The sequence below is a fragment of the Acidiphilium sp. PM genome (genome assembly GCF_000219295.1).
Taxonomy (GTDB): Bacteria; Pseudomonadota; Alphaproteobacteria; order Acetobacterales; family Acetobacteraceae; genus Acidiphilium; species Acidiphilium multivorum.
On sequence record NZ_AFPR01000467.1, the window covers coordinates 1 to 19907 of the forward strand.

Consider the following 19907-nt stretch of genomic DNA (forward strand, 5'->3'; position numbering starts at 1 on the left):
ATGGCCCAGCGCGGCGCCGGCCACGGCGCCGAACGGCCCGCCGACGGCGAACCCCGCGACGCCGCCGATGATCTTCCCCCACACGCTCATGCGCGCAATATCGGCCCGGTTGGCCGGCGGGTCAAAGGGGGGTGGGGCCGGCTCAGTAGCGCCGGAACAGCGCGACCAGCCGCCCCTGGACCTTCACCCGCTCGGCCGGGAAGATGCGGATCTCGTAGCGCGGGTTGGCCGGTTCCAGCGCCGTCGAGTTGCCGCGCCGGCGCAGCCGCTTGAGCGTCACCTCGACATCGTCGATCAGCGCCACGACGATCTGCCCCGTCTCGGCGGTCTCACCCCGGCGGATGATGGCGGTGTCGCCATCGAGGATCCCGGCATCAACCATCGAATCGCCGGCCACCTCGAGCGCGTAGTGCTCGCCCGGACCCACGAGCGAGGCGGGAATCTCGATTTCGGCCTGGTGCTCGCGCAGCGCCTCGATCGGCTGGCCGGCGGCGATCCGCCCGTACAGCGGCAGGGTGATGGCCGCCGCCGGATCGGCCGCGCGCGCGCCCTGCAGGCGGGCGGTGAAATCGCCCCGGATCACATTGGGCGCGAAGCCCGTATCCGGCCGGTCCGCCGCGGCATCCGAGGGCAGGCGCAGCACTTCCAGCGCCCGCGCGCGGTGCTTGTGCCGGCGCAGGAACCCGCGTTCCTCCAGCGCGCCGATCAGCCGGTGAATGCCCGATTTCGACTTGAGGTCGAGCGCCTCCTTCATCTCCTCGAAACTCGGGGAGCAGCCCGTCCGGCGCAGATGCTGATCGATATAGACCAGCAGTTCGTGTTGCTTGCGGGTGAGCATCGGGCATTCTCCGGCTTCTTGCCCCGAATGCGCCGCAATGGCCGGGGCCGACAGGACGCTTTTGGGAACAAAACGCTAACATCTGTTCTTAAAGGGCCGATTCGCGCCGCGTCAAGACCTTCGTGACGCTGGCGCGACCCGGCCGAAGGTCAGACGAGAGCCCGCTGATATTGCGGCACGAGATCAACCGGCAGGCCGAAATGCTGCGCCGCGCGGATCGGCCATGCCGGGTCGGCCAGCAGGGCACGGGCGAGGAAGACGAGATCCGCCCGCTCGTTGGCGACGATCTCGGCCGCAAGCTCGGGCTCGCGGATCATGCCGACCGCGCCGGTCGCGATCCCGGCCTCGCGGCGGATGCGCTCGGCGAACGGCACCTGGTAGCCGGGGTGGATCGAGGGAATCCTCTGCTGCGGCGAAATTCCGCCGGTCGAACTGTCGATCAGGTCGACATCGCCGCGGGCGGCGAGCCAGCGGCACAGCGTCACCGCCTGGTCGGCGTCGAAACCGCCCTCGATCCAGTCGGTGCAGGACAGGCGCACGAAGAAGGGCAGGTCGTCCGGCCATTCCGCCCGCATAGCGTCGATCGCCTCCATCACGATCCGCGCGCGGTTGGCGAGATCGCCGCCATAGGCGTCGGTGCGATGATTGCTGACCGGCGAGAGGAACTGGTGCAGCAGATAGCCATGCGCCGCGTGAAGCTCGACGATGCGGAACCCGGCGCTGCGGGCGCGGGCCGTGGTCGCGGCGAAATCGCCCACGATGGCGGCGATCTCGCCGGCGGTGAGTTCGTGCGGAGCGGGGCGATCAGGCGCGAAGGGCAGCGGACTCGGCGCCACCGGCAGCCAGCCATCCGCCGCATCGGGCGCCACGAACCCGTCGCCCTTCCAGGGCTGGGTCTGGCTTGCCTTGCGGCCGGCATGGGCGATCTGGATCGCCGGCACCGCGCCGCCGTATTCGATCAGCGCGACGAGGCGCTTCATGAATGCCTCGTGCCCGTCATTCCAGAGGCCGAGGCAATGGGCGGTGATCCGCGCCGCGGGCGAGACATGCGTCGCCTCGGTGAAGACGATGCCGGCGCCGCCCATCGCCTTGGCGCCGAGATTCTGGATGTGCCAGTCCTGCCCGAGGCCGTCGATCGCGCTGTACTGGCACATCGGCGAGACAACGATGCGGTTGCGCGCCTCGACGCTGCGGAAGCTGACCGGCTGAAAAAGCTTGGGAATACGCGCCACGGCAAGACCTTTCGACAATGAATGAAGACGTTTGCCCGGTGAGATGGCGCAGGGAAGGCGGGCATGCAACCGTCGGCCCTTGCCAGGCCGCGCGCCCTGCCGCCAAACCGGGCCATGGCGATTCTCTCGATCCAGTCACAGGTGCTCAACGGCGCGGTCGGCAATGCCGGCGCGGCCTTCATCCTGGCGCGGCATGGCCACGAGGTCTGGCCGCTGCCGACGGTCCTGCTGTCGCATCATCCCGGCCATGGCGGCGCCGAGGGTGGCCCGGTGAAGCCGGCGCGGCTTGCCGCCCTGCTGGACGGGCTCGCCGCGCGCGGCGCCTTCGCGCGGTGCGAGGCGGTGCTGTCCGGATATCTCGGCGCCGCGGCCGCGGTTCCCGTGGTGGGCGAGGCCGTCAGCCGGGCGCGGGCGGCGAATCCGGCGGCGCTCTATGTCTGCGATCCGGTCATCGGCGATGACGGGCGCGCCTACGTGCCGCCGCCGCTGATCGCCGCGATCCGCGAAACCCTGGTGCCGCGCGCCGATATCGCGCTGCCGAACGCCTTCGAGCTCGGCATTCTTGCCGGCACCACCCCCACGGACAGGTCCAGCGCCTTCGCCGCCATGGAGGCGCTTGGCACGAGGCTGGTCGTCCTGACCGGTTTCGCCGGCGCGGATACGGCGCCCGGCATGCTCGACATCCTCGCCATCGACCCGGATGGGCGCCGGCAGATCTCCGTGCCCCGCCTCGCCGGGCGGTTCTCCGGCGCAGGCGATGCCTTCGCCGCCCTGTTCATGGCCCATTACCTGCCGTCGCGTCGGCTTGACGCGGCCCTGACCGCCGCCGCGGCAGCAACGACGGAACTGCTCCGCATCACCGCCGCCCTCGGAACGGACGAACTCGCCATCGTCGCGGCTCAGGAGGCGTGGGTTGCGGCCGGACGCGCCGCACGGGATGATGAAAATCCGGCGAGATGAACCATTTGTGTTGATCTGGGCGAAACCGCCGACATAGTCTGGTCTGGAATGAGCCTGTCCGCCGCGCCGTCGTGCGGCGAGGGCGTCCTCGGGAGGTTTGCGATGACAACGATGGCTGCGATACTGAAACGGAAACCCACCGCGCTGATCTCGGTGCCGCCTGAGGCGCGTATCCGCGAGGTGGTCGTCGTGCTGGCGGAGAAGCGCATCGGCGCTGTGGTCGTGCAGTCGCCGAACAGCGACCTGCTCGGGATTCTCTCGGAGCGCGACGTGGTCAGAAGCCTGGCGGCGAACGGCGCCGCGACGCTGGAGATGGAGGCGAGCCAGCTGATGACCCGCGCCCCCACCACGGCGACGCCGTCGACCACGGTTTTCGAGGCGGAAAACCTGATGACCGACGGGCGTTTCCGCCATCTGCCCATCGTCGACGGGGGCAAGCTGGTCGGTGTCGTCAGTATCGGCGACGTGGTGAAGTCGCTGATCGAGACGCAGACGCACGAAGTGCGCAGCCTGCGGGAATACGTCAACGGCAGCGCCTGACCGCGCGGCCGCGCGAGGTCAGCCCGGCGGGGCGAGCGGCTGCGCCTGAACGCTGCTGTTCCCGCCATAGCCGGTATCGCTTCCCGTACCGCTCGTGTAGCCACGAGAGGAAGACATAGGCGCCGGCGCCAGTTGCTGCGGTGCCGCATTGGCCGGCCCTGGCCCGGCTTCGTTCGTGGTCGGCGCCGCCGCGCCGCCGGCCCAGGGCGGATTGCCGAGATTCACCTGCTTCGGCGTCGTGTTCGCGGCGGTGAGAGCGCCAATGCCGCCTCCAACGGCACCGCCGACGAGAACGCCGATCGGCCCGCCGATCAGGCCGAAGGTCGCGCCCGTGGCGGCCCCGCCGGCAGCCCCGCCGCTCATGCGATTGCCGGCATCCGCGCCGCACCCGGCCAGCGTCACCGTCATTGCCGCAATCAGCCCCAGCGTGGTCGCTTGCCGCCGCCTGCGCTTCCAATCCGTCATTGAATGCTCCTTCCCGCGCCGGAGCGTTTCCGGCTGTCGGACCCTACAGCGCGGAATCGTGGCGAAACAAGGTTCGGGCCGAGTCCGGACGATGATTTCGGCGTAATCCAGGACAGGCTGCAACGAGGTCGCGAAGGGCGATCGCCACCGGCCATGTGCCGGAATGACGTGCTTATGGAAGTTCATCCCCGATCCTGCCTGACGGCCCGGCCAGCGCCCGAGGTTTTGGCACAATTCCTGCTAACTGCCCGATGTCACACGGATCAGCCGCATCGGATAACGGGCGGAACAAGAAGGAGCGGGTCGCCATGACGCGACGTTTATGGACGGTGGGAGCCCTCTCGCTCCCGCTTGCCGGCATCTGTTTGCCTGCAAAAGCGGCAGAATCGGGTTTGAGCGCGGGCGATACTGCCTGGATGTTGGTCAGTTCGGTCCTGGTGCTGCTGATGACCATTCCCGGCCTCGTGCTGTTCTACGGCGGCATGGTCCGCAAGAAGAACGTGCTTTCGATCATGATGCAGAGCGTCGTCATCTGCGCGGTCGTTTCCGTCCTGTGGCTCGTGGTCGGCTACAGCCTGGCCTTTTCCAACGGCAACGGCTTCGTCGGCGGGCTGGGCGATGTCCTGCTGGAAAACCTGGCGCGTGACTGGAACCTGCCCTTCACCCTCGGCACGGGGCTACCCGACGCCGTGCATCTGCGGGTGCCGGAGAGCGTGTTCGTCATGTTCCAGCTCACCTTCGCGATCATCACCCCGGCCGTGATCACCGGCAGCTTCGCCGAGCGGATGAAGTTTTCCGCCCTGCTGATCGTGATGGCCGCATGGTCGCTGCTGGTTTACGCGCCAATCGCCCACTGGGTCTGGAGTCCCGCAGGCTGGCTCTACCGGCTCGGCATCGCCGACTACGCGGGCGGCACGGTCGTCGAGGTGAATTCCGGCATTGCCGGCCTCGTCTGCGCGCTCTATCTCGGCCGCCGCCTCGGTTTCGGACAGGACAACATGATGCCCTGGAACCTGTCCTATGCGGTGATGGGCGCCTCGCTGTTGTGGGTCGGCTGGCTGGGCTTCAATTCCGGCGGCGCCGGCGGCGCCAATCCGAATGCCGGCATGGCAGTGCTGGTCACCCAGATGGCCGCGGCGGGAGCGACCCTGTCCTGGACCGCGGTCGAATGGGCGCATCTCGGCCGTCCCACGGTGCTGGGCGCGATTTCCGGTGCCGTGGCCGGCCTTGTGGCCATCACCCCGGCGGCGGGCTTCCTGCTTCCCGGCCCGGCACTGCTGCTCGGGCTTGCGGCTGGCGTGGTCTGTTTCTGGGCCGTCACCGTCGTGAAAATCCGCCTTCGCTACGATGATTCGCTCGATGCTTTCGGTGTGCATGGTGTCGCGGGCATTCTCGGCACGCTGGCCACCGGCGTGCTCGCCTTCGGCCCGCTTTCGGGCGGCGCGGTCGAACCCGGACTGCACCAGCTGGCGATCCAGGCGCTCGGCGTGGCGGCGACGATGATCTATTGCGGCGTCGTCACCGCCGGCATCCTGTTCGCCACGCAGCGCCTGGTCGGCCTGCGTGTGACCCGTGACGAGGAACGGCAGGGCCTGGATGAGGTGCTGCACGGAGAATCGATCGCCTGACACCCCGCCCGCCGGGAAGGCGGCGCCGCGCCGGCATCCGGCATTTTGACTTGCGGCGCCGAAGCCCGCAGAAGTCGGGTCGAACCCGCCGCCGCGGGATTCCGGTGCGATACGGAGGAACGGAGCCCATGCTCGTCGTCGGCAGCGCGAATATGGATCTCGTGGTGCGGACACGGCGCGCCCCGGATGCGGGCGAAACCGTCATGGGCCTCGATTACGCGACTTATCCGGGCGGCAAGGGGGCGAACCAGGCAGTCGCCGCGCGGCGGGCGGGCGCAACGGTCGCCTTCGCCACCTGCCTCGGCCGCGACGCCCATGGCGATGCCCTCCACGCGACGCTCGCCGCGGAAGGCATCGATCTCTCCCTTCTGCGCCGCGTCGACGCGGCGAGCGGGGTCGCGCTCATCACCGTGGAGGAAGGCGGGCAGAACCGCATCGTCGTCGTCCCGGGCGCGAACCAGGATCTGCGGCCGGAGCGCCTGCCCGATCCGGTGCCGGCAGGGCTGCTGCTGGCCCAGCTGGAGGTGCCCGTGGAAACCGTTCTGGCGGCGGCGCGACGAATGAGGGCCGCCGGCGGGCGGACGGTGCTCAACGCCTCGCCGGTGGACCGGCTCGATCCGGCCACGCGGGCCGATCTCCTGGCTGAAACCGACATTCTCGTGGTCAACGAAACCGAAGCGGCAGCCCTCCTGGGCGCCGATTCTCCGGATGCCGCACCGGCCGAGATGGCCCACCGCCTTGCCGCCGGACGGCAGGCGGCCATTGTCACCCTCGGCGCCGCTGGCGTGGTATGGCACGCGGGCAAGGCGGGTAGCCGGGTTGAGCCGCATCGGGTTCCGGTGGTCGATACCACCGCCTGCGGCGACGCCTTCGCCGGCGCGCTGGCTGCCTCGCTCGAGGCGGGCGGCTCGATCGAGGAGGCTGTCCGTTTCGGCAATGCGGCCGGCGCGCTCGCCGCGACACGGACCGGCGCGCAGCCCTCCCTGCCGACCCGCCAGGCCATTCTCGACCTACTGACCCGCGACACATGAAGGAGCGCCCATGCTGCACGGTATCGATCCCATCCTCACCGCCGATCTTCTGCATGCGTTGCGGGCGATGGGCCATGGCGACACGATCGCCATCGTCGACGCGAATTTTCCCGCCGCCACCTGTGCGAGGCGCCTGGTCGCCATGCCGGGCCTCGAGGCCGGGACGGTGTTCCGGGCGGTGCTGAGCGTCCTGCCGGTCGATGATTTCATCCCCTTGCCGCTGCTGACCATGCAGGTCGTCGGCGACGCGGCGGCCGTGCCTCCGGCGGTGGCGGAGTTCCGGCAGATCGCGGCCGGGGCCGGGGTGGGCGCCGAACGGATGGGCACACTGGATCGCCATGGCTTCTACGCCGCCGCGCGGGACAGTTTCGTGATCGTCCAGACCGGCGACCGGCGGCTCTATGCCAACGTGATTGCGACCAAGGGCGTGATCAGGACCTGAACGGCGCCGCCCCAAGCCGCCGAACCGTCTCGGGATCGGGCTGTCCGTCGTACCAGCGGTCGAGATTCGCCTGGCAGATTTCGTCGCCGCACGCCAGCGCGAACAGGCTCATCGAAGAGCGGAACTTCAGCGCATCGATCGGGCCGAAGATCGCCTCCGGCGAATCGGCTTTGGCCGCCAGCACGAGCGCGGCGGCCTCGCGCAGGCGGGCGCCAAGCAGCGGATGCGCCATGTAGGCGCGGGCTTCCGCCATCGAGCCGATGCCGTAATGCGCCGCCGCCAGCGAGCGGCCGAGCCCGCGCAACTGGGGAAAGACGAACCACATCCAGTGCGTTCGTTTCCGCCCGGCCGCGAGTTCGGCGAAAACCTGCCCGATCACCGGCGCCTGGGCATCGACGAAGCGGGCGAGATCATGGGGATCGTCACCGGGCATCGAGCCGACCCTGCCGCAGGACGGATGGCTCGCGCCCGGCCGAAATCCGGCGCCCCAGCCGCGCGCGGCGCCCGCGGGTATCAGGCATTGCCGCCGCCGAGCTCCGCGCCTTCGCCGTGCGACAGCCCCGGAAGTGCGTGAACATGCGCGTCTCGGGCGCCATGCCGGGTCAGAATGTCCAGGGCGCGGCGCTCCTGCTCGGGCGTCCATGTCCGGACCCAGAGCAGAAGGCCGCCTTGTTCCAGCTGGTCCTGCAGCCGCCTGGCTCGGCTGTCGCCGACGAATTTGGCGAGCACACCGCCGATCAGCCCGCCGGTTCCGCCACCGATCGCGGAGGCGATGACCGCCGCTGCCAGCTCACCGCCCGCGGCAACGATCGGCACCGCCGCAACGACCGCGCCGACATAGAGCAGCCCGCCGATCAGCGCGCCTTCCGCATCTCCGACGGATTCCGGCGAGACGTAGTCTCCGCGCGGTGTTTTGGGATCATCCTCCAGACCGGCAATGTTCCGCCGTTCGGTCCGGGGTGTTTCGAATACCGAGGCCTCGGAGGCCAGAAGGCTGATATCGGCACGGTCGAAACCTGCCATCAGCAGATCGTCCACGGCGGCCTGGAACGCATCTCGTTCAGTGAAGACGCCAACCGCTTCGCGGATCGTGATGGGCGGCTCAATGGCAGACATGGTCTTTCCTTTCTGAACGATCGATGGACAAACTGGCCCGCCCCGCCGACCGTCGCTGCCGGTTCGCCCCCGACATGCGCCGCCGGGTTGCCTCAAGATCGACTTCGCGACCAGGGACGTTCATCTGTCCTCTGAAATGCTGCGGGTTTCGGTAAGAGGAAACTAGGTCAGCAGAACGGGGAACGGCCAGCCCCCTTGGAGGTGATGGCCAATCGGGTCATGTGTGGACCGTCATCTCGCCCGGCGATGGCGAACTCGGTTCGCATGCGGACGGACCGGGGGCGTACATGCCTTGTCGCTGCATTGAACCGGCCGCTGCCAGGCTCGTGGTGGTGACGCCGCCGGGCTGATTTCCAGCCAGGCCCACGTCCACCGGCGATACGGCCTCATGCCGTGCATGCCCGCGACTTATCCACCTTATCCACCTTATCCACAGCCCCGTCGCGCGGCGGGCGCGCTGTCCTGCATCCATCGGCCGCGCTAGTAGCGTGTCATGGATATGACCGAGTCCGCGCTTCTCACCGTCTCCCCAAGACTGCCGCCCGCCAATCTCGAGGCCGAACAGGCCCTGCTCGGCGCCCTGCTGGCCAACAACAAGGCCTATGAGCGGGTTTCGGAGTTCCTCGCCCCCGAGCATTTCGCCGATGCGGTGCATGGGCGGATCTACGAGGCGATCGCCCGGCGGATCGAGGCCGGGCAGGTCGCCGACCCAGTCACGCTGCGCGCGACCTTCGAACATTCCGGCCTGCTCGACGATGTCGGCGGCGCGGCCTATCTCGGCCAGTTGCTCACCGCGATGGTCGGGATCATCAATGCCGGCGATTACGGCCGGATCATCTACGATGCCTGGATCCGCCGGCAGCTGATCGAGCTGGGCGAGCTCACGGTCAATCGCGGCTTCGGGTCGGATCCCGAGCTCGACGGCACCGCACAGATCGAGGCGGCGGAGCAGGCGCTGTTCGATCTCGCCACCAAGGGCGGCAGCGAGGGCGCCGCGATGACCTTCGAGACCGCGCTGGCGATGGCGATCGACACCGCCGCCAAGGCCTTCGAGCGCGATGGCAAGGTCTCGGGCCTGACCACGGGCCTCACCGATCTCGACGCCCGGACCGGCGGGTTGCACCCGTCGGACCTGCTGATCCTCGCCGGCCGCCCCGGCATGGGCAAGACGGCGCTCGCGACGAAGATCGCCTTCGGCGCCGCCCAGGCCCTGCTCAACGAGGCCCGCGCCGAGAACCCGAACGCCGAGGCAAAGCAGTGCGTCGCGGTCTTCTCGCTTGAAATGAGCGCCGAGCAGCTCGCCACCCGCCTTCTCGCCGAGGAGGCGCGCGTCTCCTCCGACCGCATCCGCCGCGGCGAGATCGGGCAGAAGGATTTCGACAATTTCGTCGCGGTGTCGCGCCGCATCGCCCGGCTGCCGCTGATCATCGACGACACGCCGGCGATCACCCTCTCCGCGCTGCGCACCCGCTGCCGCCGGCTGCGGCGAACGCGCGGCCTCGCGCTCATCGTGGTCGACTATCTCCAGCTCATGCGCCCCGCCGCCGGCACAAGGCCGGACAACCGCGTGCTGGAAATCAGCCAGATCACCCAGGGGCTGAAGGCCATCGCCAAGGAACTCTCGGTCCCGGTCATCGCACTCTCGCAGCTCTCCCGCGCCGTGGAATCCCGCGAGGACAAGCGCCCGCAGCTCTCCGACCTTCGCGAGTCCGGCACGATCGAGCAGGACGCCGACGCGGTGATGTTCGTCTATCGCGACGAATACTACCTCCAGGCCCGGATGCCCAAGCAGATGGCGTATGATTCGGAGGACAAGTTCCAGGACGCGCTGGCCAAATGGCAGCAGGACATGGAGCATGTGCACAACCGCGCCGAGCTGATCCTCGCCAAGCAGCGCCACGGCCCGACCGGCAAGATCGACCTGTTCTTCGAGGCCGAATTCACTCGATTTGCCGACCTCGACACCCAACATGAATGACCGGTGAGCGAACGGAAGGAGTGCGCGCGATGGCGACATCAGGCGGCAATGCCTGCGCCGGCCTGCCCGAGGCCGACCTTGCGCGGATCGCGCAGGCGGCGGAGCGCTATGTCGCGGCGCACGGGCTGTTCGCCCGCCTGCTGAGCCGGATCGGCCGCGGCACCGTGGGCGCGGCGGAACGCGCGCTGAACCTGTTCCTGCCGAACAGCCGCCGGGCGATCGAGGACTACGCCTCCGAAGCTCTGTGGTCGCTGCTCGACGTCTCGCGCGCCGGACTTGCGCCGCGCCGCGCGGGGCCGGCCTCCGAACGGGTCTATCGCGGCGCCGTCGCGGCGAGCGGGGCGATCTCGGGCCTCGCCGGCGGCCCGCTCTCGCTGGCCGACATTCCGTTCACCATGGCGATGATGTTCCGCGCCATCGCCGAGATCGCCCGCAGCCATGGCGAGGACATCGACGCGTTCGAAACCCGGCGCGCCTGCCTCGAAGTGTTCGGCTTCGGCACGATCCGCGACGAGGAAGGCGAGGTCGAGGCGAGCTACTGGGCGGTGCGCGGCGCGCTGACCCATGCGCCGCTTTCGCTGTTCCTGCGCACGGTCGCCGCGCGCTTTTCCGTCATGCTGTCCGAACAGGCGATGGCGGCCCTCGTGCCGCTGGTCGGCGCCTTGTCGGGGGCAGGCGCCAATTACCTGTTCATGAGCCATTTCCAGACCATGGCCCAGGTTCACTTCACCATTCGCGACCTTGAGCGCCGGCACGATCCCGAGCGGGTGCGCGCCTGTTTCGATGCGCATGTCGCCCGCCTGCGGGAGCGCCGGCAACTGTTCCGCAACGCCGCATGAACCACCCGACCCTGACCATCGACCCCGGCGCCGTCGCCGCCAACTGGCAGGCGCTGGCCGCCCGCCATGCGGGGGAGGTCGCCGGCGTGGTGAAGGCGGATGCCTACGGACTCGGCGCGGCGCTGATCGCCCCTGCCCTCGCCGCTGCCGGCTGCCGCAGCTTTTTCGTCGCCACGCTGGATGAGGCCCTTTCCCTGCGCGCCCTGTTGCCGGCGGCGCGGATCGGCGTGCTCAATGGCTGCCCGCCCGGCGAGGAGGAAACGATGCGCGCGCGGGAGCTGAGGCCGGTTCTGGGCTCGCTCGCGGCCTGCGCGCGCTGGCGCGGCGCCGCTGGCGATGACGAGGCGCCGCCTTCGTTCCTGCATCTCGATACCGGGATGAACCGGCTCGGCCTCGATCGTGACGAGGCGGCCCATCTCATCGCCCATCCGACTCTTCTCGACGGGCTGGGCCTGACGCATGTGATGACGCATCTGGTCGCCGCGGAGGAGCCGGATGCGTCGGCGAATGCCGCGCAGCGCGAGCGTTTCGCCGCTTTCGCCGCGCGGTTCCCCTGGCTGCGGACCAGCCTTGCCAACTCCTCGGGCCTGTTTCTCGGCCCTGGGTTCGGCTCCGACCTCGCGCGGCCGGGCTATGCGCTCTATGGCGGCAACCCGACACCGACGGCGGCGAATCCGATGCGCCCGGCCATCGCCCTCGCCGCCCCCATCCTGCAGATCCGCGCGATCGCTTCGGGCGAGACCGTCGGCTACAACGGCACCTGGCGGGCGGCGCGGCCCTCGCGTATCGCGACGATCGGCGTCGGCTATGCCGATGGGTTGCCGCGGTCGCTGTCGAACCGGCTGACGGCGCGCTGGCAGGGGAAGATCATCCCGGTCGCGGGCAGGCTGTCGATGGACCTGACGACGTTCGACGTCACCGATCATCCCGACATCGCGCCCGGCGACGTCATCGAGCTGATCGGCCCGGGCCATGACATCGATGCCATCGCCGCCGAGGCCGGCACGATCGGTTACGAGATTCTGACCTCGCTCGGCCCGCGCTATCGGCGGGTCGTGAAATCGGTATAATCCGGCGCATGAATCTCGTGCTCGACCCGATTGCCGCTCTCGGCCGCCTTGCGCTCGGCTTCGTGATCATGCTCGGCGAACTTGCGCTCTTCGCCGCCGCCGGCCTGTCCGGCCTGGTGCGCCCGCCCTTCCATCTGCGCAATTTCGGCCGCGCGCTGATGGAAATCGGCTATTCGAGCCTGCCGGTCGTCGCCCTCACCGCCGTGTTCACCGGCATGGTGCTGGCGCTGCAGAGCTATGTCGGCTTTTCCCGGTTCGACAGTTCGAGCGTGATCGCGAGCGTGGTGGTGCTGTCGCTCACCCGCGAGCTCGGCCCGGTGCTGGCCGGCCTGATGGTCGCGGGGCGGGCGGGCTCGGCGATTGCCGCGGAAATGGGCACGATGCGGGTGACCGACCAGATCGACGCGCTGACCACACTCGCCACCGATCCGATGCGCTATCTCGTCACCCCGCGCCTGCTCGCCGGGGTGATCGCCCTGCCGCTGCTGGTGGTGATCGCCGACATTCTCGGCGTGGCCGGCGGCTTCCTGGTCTCCACCGTCAGGCTCGGCTTCGAGCCCAACGCCTATCTGCGCGACACCGTGAACTACCTGCACAGCAACGATGTCGTCTCCGGGCTTGTGAAGGCGGCGGTGTTCGGCTTCGTGATCGCGTTGATGGGGTGTTTTCACGGCTACCGCTCGCGCGGCGGCGCGCAGGGCGTTGGCGGTGCGACCACGGCGGCGGTGGTCTCCGCCTCGGTGCTGATCCTGGCACTGGACTATCTGATGACCCAGGCGTTCTTCTCGTGAGCGGCGGCGGGACCATCGAGCCGAAGATCCGCATCCGCGGGCTGCGCAAGAGCTTCGGCGCGAAGCGGGTGCTCGACGGTGTCGATCTCGACGTGATGCCGAAGACGAGCACCGTCGTCATCGGCGGGTCGGGCACCGGCAAGTCGGTGCTGCTGAAATGCATTCTCGGCCTGATCCCGCCGGATGAGGGCGAAATCTGGATCGATGGGGAAAACCTGATCACCGCGCGGCCGGCGCGCGCCCGCGCGCTGCGCGACCAGATCGGGATGCTGTTCCAGAACGGCGCGCTGTTCGACAGCCGGCCAGTCTGGGAAAACGTCGCGTTCGGGCTGCTGGCACGCGGCCGCGTTACCCGCGCCGAGGCGCGCACGGTCGCAGCCCGTGTGCTCGCTCAGGTCGGCCTTGATGCCAGCGTCGGCGAGTTGTCGCCGGCCGAGCTCTCCGGTGGCATGCAGAAACGCGTTGGCCTGGCGCGGGCGATTGCCGCCGAACCGTCGATCATGTTCTTCGACGAACCGACGACGGGGCTCGACCCCATCATGGGTGCCGTGATCGATGGGTTGATCGTCGATTGCGTGAAGCGCCTCGGTTCGACATCCATCACCATCACGCACGACATGGCGAGTGCCCAGCGTATCGGCGACCGGATCGCCATGTTGCAGGACGGCAAGATCGTGTGGGAAGGCGATGCCGCCACGGTCATGAACAGCGGCAACGACATGGTGGATCAGTTCACCCACGGCCGCCGCGAAGGGCCGATCCGGATGGCCCTGCGCCGCTGACATCAATCGGCGTACCCTGCCAGCGGCGTCACGACATGACATTGCCAGGTGATATCGCCGTTATTGAACTTGCCGCTCGGCAACTAAAAAGCCCCGGGCACAAGGCCCGGGGCTGGCTCAAATGTCCCGTCCAAAATAGACGTCAGGTGATAATCGAGCCTCCAACAAATTTCTGCAGGTTGCTGGCATTGTAGCCAACCATGGTGATCTGCGTATTGTCCGAGAGGGTGACGAGCGCGGCACCGGTGGGGTAGTTGCCGTTGTTCGCACCAGTGACACTTACAATGTTGACACCGCTGAGAATGACAATGTTGTCGGTCTTCGAATTGAAGTTCTCAAGCACGTCGTTGCCGCCGCCGCCCTGCAGCGAGGACGAGAAGAAGTAGGTGTTGGTGGCGCCAGAAACGGTCGAACCATACATCGTCGCCGAGCCGGTTGCCGCGAAGAACGCCTGACTGCCGGAACCGGCGGACGAAATGATGTCGGTCCCCGAACCCGCAGCGAAAAGGTTGTTTTGCGTGACGGAGCTCGCCATCAGGGTTTCGTTGCCCGGTCCAGCAAACAGATCGTTATTGAGCGCGGAAGTAGTAGCTCCCCCACCACCGGCGAGGAGGTAATCGTTGTTGCCCGCACCCACCAGCGAAACGCCGCCATTGCCGCCGATCAACGAGTTGTTGCCGCCTGTGCCGCCGTAGAGCAGGCCACCGGCATTGCCGCCGAACGCGGTCACCGAACCGTGGCCGCCAAGCACCGTTGCCTGCGCCGAACTGGAGTTGATAAAATCCAGCGTGCCGGCGTAGCCGGTGGGAACGCCCGCCTGAACCGAGGCTGATCCGGTGGCCAGAACCGTATCGTTTCCGGTCAGCACCTTGAAGCGGTCAAGGCCACCGCTCAGCGTGGCCTGATTATCGCCACCCGCGTAAATGGTCGTGTTGCCCCCCAGATCGTAAATCTGATTGGGGTTCGAACCCGAATTGCCGGATGGCGCCGCCCTACCATTGGTCGAGATGACGGCATTGCTCTGTGAACCGATCAGATAGGTTGACGTATACCCGTTACCGGCAACCGAAACAGTGCCCGGAACCTGAACGACAACCTCATTGGCGCTTGACGGAACTGTAACGCCGATATTGTTCGCGGTGCCGGCAGCCGACGCGCCAGTGCTGTCCGTGTTGGTGATCTCATAGATCCCACCAGAAGAACTGGAACCGGCAAACGTTGCAGTTTTCCCGGCAATCGCATCGAAGTTGACCATAGACGACTGGCCGTTAGCAACGGCCGCGTTGACCACATCAACGATCGACTGAAGGGACGCCAAGCTCGTGCCGCTCAATCCGCTTGCGGGAACCTGAACAATTCCGCTGACATGAGTGGCGGAATTGTTCACGCCACCTATGACTGTAATATATGAACTCATACCGTAAACTCCTGAAAAACCCTTACATGAATGATTCTCAATTATCCTGAACTGGCGTGGCAGGCAAGAGAAACTTTGCCTTTTTCAAAACAATTGTTTTTAGATTTAACTAACATATTAGACGAAAATTTTAGGCAATTTCTAAAAATTTGAGTTTAAAATAAAAACTTTCCGTTATCATTTCTGGAAAGTTCGATTTCGTATCATATGGAGAATTTTAGATCTCTACGCGTGTCATAATTTCATATTAGACACGTTCGTTATGGACCGTAGGAGCATGGGAGTATCTTTATTCGAAAGAAAGAATAATCTTCCCGATATGTCCGCTCTCTTCCATCAAGCGATGTGCGCGGACAACATCTCCCCAGGGCAAGGCTTCGGCAATCACCGGGCGAATTTTCCCCGATTCGAGCCAAGGCCATGCGCGTTCCCGCAATGCCGCAGCAATGCCCCCCTTCTCGGCAGTGCTGCGAGGCCGCATCGTCGATCCGGTGACGGTCAGCCGGTTGATCATGATCGGCAAGAGATCGAGATTGCTGGCGATGCTGCCTCCCATGAAGGCAATCTGGATCAGCCGCCCGCCACGCCTCAAGGCACGCAGATTCTGCTGGGTGTAGGGCGCTCCAACCATGTCGAGCACCACGTCGACCCCGTTGCCGGCCGTCAGTGCCTTGATCTCATGAAGGAAATCCCGCTCACGGTAATTGATAGCAGCGGTCGCGCCAAGTTCGAGGCAAGCGTTGCACTTCGCAGCCGAGCCCGCGGTGGCGTAGACGCTCGCGCCATGAGCATGGGCCATCTGGAGCGCGGCGACGCCGATTCCGGACGTCCCGCCATGAACGAGAACGGAGTCGCCGGGCGCCAGGCGACCAAGATCAAACAGATTGGCCCAGACGGTAAAATACGTCTCCGGCAACGAAGCTGCCTCGATCGCGCCGAAGCCGGCAGGCCACGGCAGGCACTGCGCCGCCGGCACCGCGACATACTCGGCGTAGGCACCGCCATTGCAGAGTGCGGTCACGCGGTCACCCATCCGCCAATTGTGAACCGCGGCGCCGCATGCCACCACGGTTCCCGCCGCCTCCAGGCCAAGAATCGGGCTTGCACCCGGCGGCGGCGGATACGCCCCCTTGCGCTGCTGCACGTCAGGCCGGTTTACGCCGGCAGCCTCCACCCGGATCAGCACCTCATCATCACGAGGCTCCGGAACCGGACCGGTCACGACATGCATCACTTCCGGCCCACCGGGGCGGTCGAACGTCACATGCTTCATGCTGTCTGGCAGGCTCATCTGCGTCTCCTCATCTTGTCCGCGCGGCCATGGACCCGTGGCGCGACAATTCCGGCGCCTATCCGCACACTTCCTTCACCTATATATATGATCCATGAACGAGCAACCGCCACGCTCCGCCCGTCCGTGAAGAGATTGCTGCCCCGTCGCGCCTTCATCGGGGGCCTCGGCGCTGCCGGACTATCGATCCGCGGCGCCCGGCCTGCGTCGATTCACGCCGCGAAAAAGCAACGCAAGCGCCTGCTGATCGGGACGCTGTTTCCCGAGACCGGTGCCCAGACGCTTCTCGGCGACGAAGCCTGGCGCGGCGTCGAACTCGCGATCGATGCGGCGCGAGCCGGGATCGACGCCGACATTGAAGTCCTCCGCGCCGATGCGGCAAACCCCGACGCGGCCATCCGCGGCATGATCCGCAAGGCCGGCAAGGCGTCCGATATCGCCATGATTCTCGGCAGCCAGTCATCGACAGCCGCCTTCGCCGCGACCGCCGCCGCCGAACTCGCCGGCATTCCCTATGTCGAGCTCGACGCGCCGGCCGACGGCATCACCCGCCGCGATTTCAAGATCCTGAGCCGCATCTGCACGACAACGACGGATTTCGCCAGTGCCGCCGAATCGGCCATCACCACGCTGCTGATCCCTGGCTGGAAGACCGGCGCCGAACGCCTGCGCCTTGCCCTCCTGTTCGATATCGGCGCCACGGACGGCTCCTTCGCCGGCGCGATGCTCGCGGCCTGCCGGCGAGCCGGGCTACCGGTCGTGCTCAGCATGGCCTACGCCACCGAAGCGGCGGATTTCGACGAGGAAGTCGCGCGGATGCGGCGCGCCGGCATCGAACTGCTGATCCATGCCGGGCGCACCGCGCATGTGCTGCTGCTCTACCAGGCCATGCAGGAGGCCGGCTGGCGGCCCCGGATGATCATCGGGGCCGGGCCTGGCTATGGCCTCGCCGAGACGGGCGCGGCGCTGGGCCCCGCGCTCGACAATACGATGGTGATCGGCAACCCGCTTTACGGAGAGGACTCGGCATCGATCGCGGCAGCCTATCAGCGGCGCTATGCCGCCCCACCGCGCGGCGGGGCGAGCCTTACCACCCATGTCGGCACCACGCTGGCGCTGGACGCGCTGCGCACCGGCAAGCCGCTGCCGGCATCGCTCACCGCCATCAGCCGCCCGCGCGGCAGCCTGGCGAATGGCTGGGGCGTCCGCTTCGACACCACGGGCCAGAACCGGGAAAGTTTCGTCACCCTCCAGCAATGGCGGGACGGCGCCCTCATCACCATCGACCCGAAAATCCCCGGCGCCGCGAAACCCGCCCTCACCCTCTGAAGGCCGCGCGGCGCCCGGCGATCACTGCCCCGGCGCGGCGGGCGGCTGGGCCGCGAAATAGGCGGCCACCGCCTTGATCTGCGACGGACTCAGCATGTCGGCGATCTTCTGCATCAGGTGCAGGTTGCTCTCGTTGCGCGCGCCTTTCTGCCAGGCCAGCAGCTGCGCCTCGAGATAGTTCGCCGGCTGGCCGGCGAGCCGCGGGAATTCCGGCTCCATGCCGCGCCCGCCGGCGCCGTGGCACGAGTCGCAGGCCGGAATCGCGTGGTCGGTGCCCGCGCCGACACCGTGGATCGCCAGCGTCTCGCCGACATTGTCCTTCGGGGCGGCGGGTAGCGAGGCCGGAGCGACCACCGGCAGGCCGTGGTAATATTCGGCGATCGCCTTGCGCTCAGACGCGTTCAGCCCGCCGGCGAAGCTGCTCATCATGCCGTTGCGTCGCGTGCCATGCTTGAAGGCGTAAAGCTGCTGCTCGAGATATTTCACCGGCTGGCCGGCGAGCGCCGGAAACCCGGCGGCCGGATTGCCCATGCCGTTCTGGCCATGGCACCCCGCGCATTGCGCTGCCTGTGGCGGCGGGGCCGCCTGCGCCACGCCGATCCCGGCCAAAATCGCCACAACCGCCAGCACGCCACTGTTTCGCATCATGTCCACCCCGTCCTGAAATACCGATATAGAACGCTCTTAGACCGTCGGCGCGCCGCGTTCCATACGGCAGGCGGCCGGGACGCGGGCACTCACCGTCCTGTCAACGCGGACCAGGGAGAAATCCGTGCAGCCCGGCCCGTCGATCCGGCCGGCCATAGACCCGCCCGCGCCGCCGAGCGTGCCACGCAGCCCGACCCAGACGAAATGCGCCGGGCGCAGCAGCCATATCGTCGGCTCCAACGCGATGCTGCGGGCGGCGGCGTCGTAGCGTCCGGCCATCGTGAAGCAGCCCGGCGGGACATGCGGATTGCCCGCCAGCGCGTGGAAGAAGAACAGCGCCCGGACCCGGCCGCGCCCGGCCGGGGTGATGGTGAGATCGAGCGCCGTGGCGCCCTGCGCGCAATGATACTGCCCGGCCCAGGCGCCGGCCGGCGAGACGCGGGCAGGCCGGACGTCCGCAACGGCCCCCATCGCGACCCCGACCAGCATTGCCGCCAGCATCGCCCCCTGCGCGACACGGCGCAGGCGGATCACGAGCGCGCGCCCGCGATCGTGGCCCGGACGATCGACGGCGTGAGCACCTGCGGCAGAACCACCGGTGCGGCATGTCCGGGCGGGTAATAGACATAGATCGGCACGCCATCCCGCCCATGCGCGGCAAGGAAGCGGGTGATCGCGGGATCGCGCCGGGTCCAGTCGCCGACCATGAGCGTCACGTGCCGTGCCGCGAAAAGGCGCTGCATCGCGCGCGGCGCCAGTGCCACCCGCTCGTTCACCTGGCAGGTGATGCACCAGGCGGCCGTCATGTCGACGAACACGGCATGGCCGTCCTTGCGCAGCGCCGCGAGCTTCGACGGGGAATAGGGCACCGCGCTGCGGGGCAGTGCGCCGGGGAGCGCGGCGGGACCTGTTGCATCGGCGGGGACGACCCGGGGCAGGAGCAGCACCGCCCCGATCACTGCGAGAACCGCGAGCCCACGGAGGAGAATGCCCGGAAAGCGTAGCAGCCAGAGAGCGAAGCCGATGAGCAGCGCGCCGGCGCCGACGATCAGCACGCCCGACGATCCGGCCTCGACCGACATCACCCAGAGCAGCCAGACGGCGGTGCCGAACATCGGGAACGCAAGGATCTGCCGCAGGATCACCATCCACGGTCCGGGCCGCGGGAGAATACGGCCGACCGCGGGGACCGCGGCCAGCGCCACGAAGGGCAGGCCGATGCCGAGGCCGAGGGAAGCGAATATGCTCAGCCCGAGCGTGACGGGGGCGGCAAGTGCCGCCGCGAGCGCACCGCCCATGAACGGCGCCGTGCACGGCGTGGCCACCGCGACGGCGAGCAGCCCGGTTGCGAAACTGCCGAGCACGCCGCCATGGCGGGCCAGGCCGGCACCGAGATTCTCGAGTCCGGAGATCTCGAACAGGCCGGCGAAATTGAGCCCGATGGCGAAGACGAGCCAGGCCATCACGGCGATGAAGACCGGCGACTGGAACTGGAAGCCCCAGCCCAGCG

The 19907-nt window shown here is 67.7% G+C and carries 21 protein-coding genes; 11 read left to right on the forward strand and 10 right to left on the reverse strand.

All coding sequences use genetic code 11. From position 1 onward, the window contains the following. Positions 1-142: 142 nt before the first annotated feature. Together lexA and APM_RS14330 are read right to left on the reverse strand one after the other, a co-directional pair. A complete protein-coding gene (lexA, locus tag APM_RS14325; protein WP_007424091.1) occupies positions 143-838 on the reverse strand; it encodes a transcriptional repressor LexA in 696 nt (231 codons plus the stop codon). 149 nt (positions 839-987) lie between these two features. Further along, positions 988-2070 (reverse strand): NADH:flavin oxidoreductase/NADH oxidase, encoded by a 1083-nt coding sequence (locus APM_RS14330; RefSeq protein ID WP_035186025.1) that lies wholly within the window; start codon positions 2068-2070, stop codon positions 988-990. A gap of 63 nt (positions 2071-2133) precedes the next feature. On the opposite strand from APM_RS14330, the gene pdxY reads away from it, so the two are divergent. Together pdxY and APM_RS14340 are read left to right on the forward strand one after the other, a co-directional pair. After that, positions 2134-3030, forward strand: a complete 897-nt coding sequence (gene pdxY, locus APM_RS14335) for a pyridoxal kinase (RefSeq protein ID WP_050807205.1) — start codon at positions 2134-2136, stop codon at positions 3028-3030. 102 nt (positions 3031-3132) lie between these two features. Continuing rightward, a complete protein-coding gene (locus APM_RS14340) occupies positions 3133-3570 on the forward strand; it encodes a CBS domain-containing protein (protein WP_012040382.1) in 438 nt (145 codons plus the stop codon). A gap of 18 nt (positions 3571-3588) precedes the next feature. On the opposite strand, the gene APM_RS14345 is transcribed toward APM_RS14340, so the two are convergent. Next, a complete protein-coding gene (locus tag APM_RS14345) occupies positions 3589-4035 on the reverse strand; it encodes a hypothetical protein (RefSeq protein ID WP_007424095.1) in 447 nt (148 codons plus the stop codon). A 308-nt stretch (positions 4036-4343) separates the two neighbouring features. On the opposite strand from APM_RS14345, the gene APM_RS14350 reads away from it, so the two are divergent. From APM_RS14350 to APM_RS14360, 3 genes are all read left to right on the forward strand, one after another. Then, the gene (locus tag APM_RS14350) at positions 4344-5663 is read left to right on the forward strand and encodes an ammonium transporter (RefSeq protein ID WP_007424096.1); all 1320 of its coding nucleotides are present in this window, start codon (positions 4344-4346) and stop codon (positions 5661-5663) included. Positions 5664-5791: 128 nt separating this feature from the next. After that, positions 5792-6694, forward strand: a complete 903-nt coding sequence (locus APM_RS14355; RefSeq protein ID WP_007424097.1) for a ribokinase — start codon at positions 5792-5794, stop codon at positions 6692-6694. A 10-nt stretch (positions 6695-6704) separates the two neighbouring features. Further along, entirely contained in the window at positions 6705-7136 is a 432-nt protein-coding gene (locus tag APM_RS14360) for an RbsD/FucU family protein (RefSeq protein WP_007424098.1), read from the forward strand. On the opposite strand, the gene APM_RS14365 is transcribed toward APM_RS14360, so the two are convergent. After that, positions 7126-7569, reverse strand: a complete 444-nt coding sequence (locus APM_RS14365) for a DUF1810 domain-containing protein (protein ID WP_007424099.1) — start codon at positions 7567-7569, stop codon at positions 7126-7128. The two genes, APM_RS14360 and APM_RS14365, sit on opposite strands and share 11 nt — an antisense overlap. Positions 7570-7649: 80 nt before the next feature. Then, positions 7650-8174 (reverse strand): hypothetical protein, encoded by a 525-nt coding sequence (locus APM_RS14370; RefSeq protein ID WP_233489917.1) that lies wholly within the window; start codon positions 8172-8174, stop codon positions 7650-7652. 571 nt (positions 8175-8745) lie between these two features. Between APM_RS14370 and APM_RS14375 the strand changes: the two genes are divergently transcribed. The 5 genes from APM_RS14375 to APM_RS14395 are packed head-to-tail and all read left to right on the forward strand — an operon-like array spanning position 8746 to position 13712. Next, complete coding sequence (locus APM_RS14375) at positions 8746-10230, forward strand: replicative DNA helicase (RefSeq protein ID WP_007424101.1); 1485 nt, start codon at positions 8746-8748, stop codon at positions 10228-10230. Positions 10231-10259: 29 nt separating this feature from the next. After that, positions 10260-11069: an EcsC family protein gene (locus APM_RS14380; protein WP_007424102.1), complete on the forward strand. Its 810-nt coding sequence runs from the start codon at positions 10260-10262 to the stop codon at positions 11067-11069. Continuing rightward, complete coding sequence (gene alr, locus APM_RS14385) at positions 11066-12139, forward strand: alanine racemase (protein WP_007424103.1); 1074 nt, start codon at positions 11066-11068, stop codon at positions 12137-12139. The genes APM_RS14380 and alr overlap by 4 nt, the downstream gene beginning before the upstream one ends. A gap of 8 nt (positions 12140-12147) precedes the next feature. Next, a complete protein-coding gene (locus APM_RS14390; RefSeq protein WP_007424104.1) occupies positions 12148-12930 on the forward strand; it encodes an ABC transporter permease in 783 nt (260 codons plus the stop codon). Continuing rightward, a complete protein-coding gene (locus APM_RS14395) occupies positions 12927-13712 on the forward strand; it encodes an ABC transporter ATP-binding protein (RefSeq protein WP_007424105.1) in 786 nt (261 codons plus the stop codon). The genes APM_RS14390 and APM_RS14395 overlap by 4 nt, the downstream gene beginning before the upstream one ends. Positions 13713-13854: 142 nt before the next feature. Here the strand turns inward: APM_RS14395 and APM_RS14400 are convergent, their stop codons facing one another. Next, positions 13855-15099, reverse strand: coding sequence for a hypothetical protein (locus APM_RS14400; protein WP_241763169.1), 1245 nt, complete (start codon positions 15097-15099; stop codon positions 13855-13857). Positions 15100-15418: 319 nt separating this feature from the next. Further along, positions 15419-16420 (reverse strand): NAD(P)H-quinone oxidoreductase, encoded by a 1002-nt coding sequence (locus APM_RS14405; protein WP_007424107.1) that lies wholly within the window; start codon positions 16418-16420, stop codon positions 15419-15421. 126 nt (positions 16421-16546) lie between these two features. Here APM_RS14405 and APM_RS14410 point away from each other — a divergent pair, with 126 nt between their 5' ends. After that, positions 16547-17749 (forward strand): ABC transporter substrate-binding protein, encoded by a 1203-nt coding sequence (locus APM_RS14410; RefSeq protein WP_240314201.1) that lies wholly within the window; start codon positions 16547-16549, stop codon positions 17747-17749. A 21-nt stretch (positions 17750-17770) separates the two neighbouring features. On the opposite strand, the gene APM_RS14415 is transcribed toward APM_RS14410, so the two are convergent. The 3 genes from APM_RS14415 to APM_RS14425 form a co-directional block, all read right to left on the reverse strand. After that, positions 17771-18397 (reverse strand): c-type cytochrome, encoded by a 627-nt coding sequence (locus APM_RS14415; RefSeq protein ID WP_231844440.1) that lies wholly within the window; start codon positions 18395-18397, stop codon positions 17771-17773. A 36-nt stretch (positions 18398-18433) separates the two neighbouring features. After that, positions 18434-18931, reverse strand: coding sequence for a hypothetical protein (locus APM_RS14420; RefSeq protein ID WP_007424110.1), 498 nt, complete (start codon positions 18929-18931; stop codon positions 18434-18436). Next, the coding region (locus tag APM_RS14425; protein WP_007424111.1) for a protein-disulfide reductase DsbD at positions 18928-19907 on the reverse strand (980 nt) is incomplete at its 5' end. The genes APM_RS14425 and APM_RS14420, both read right to left, overlap by 4 nt.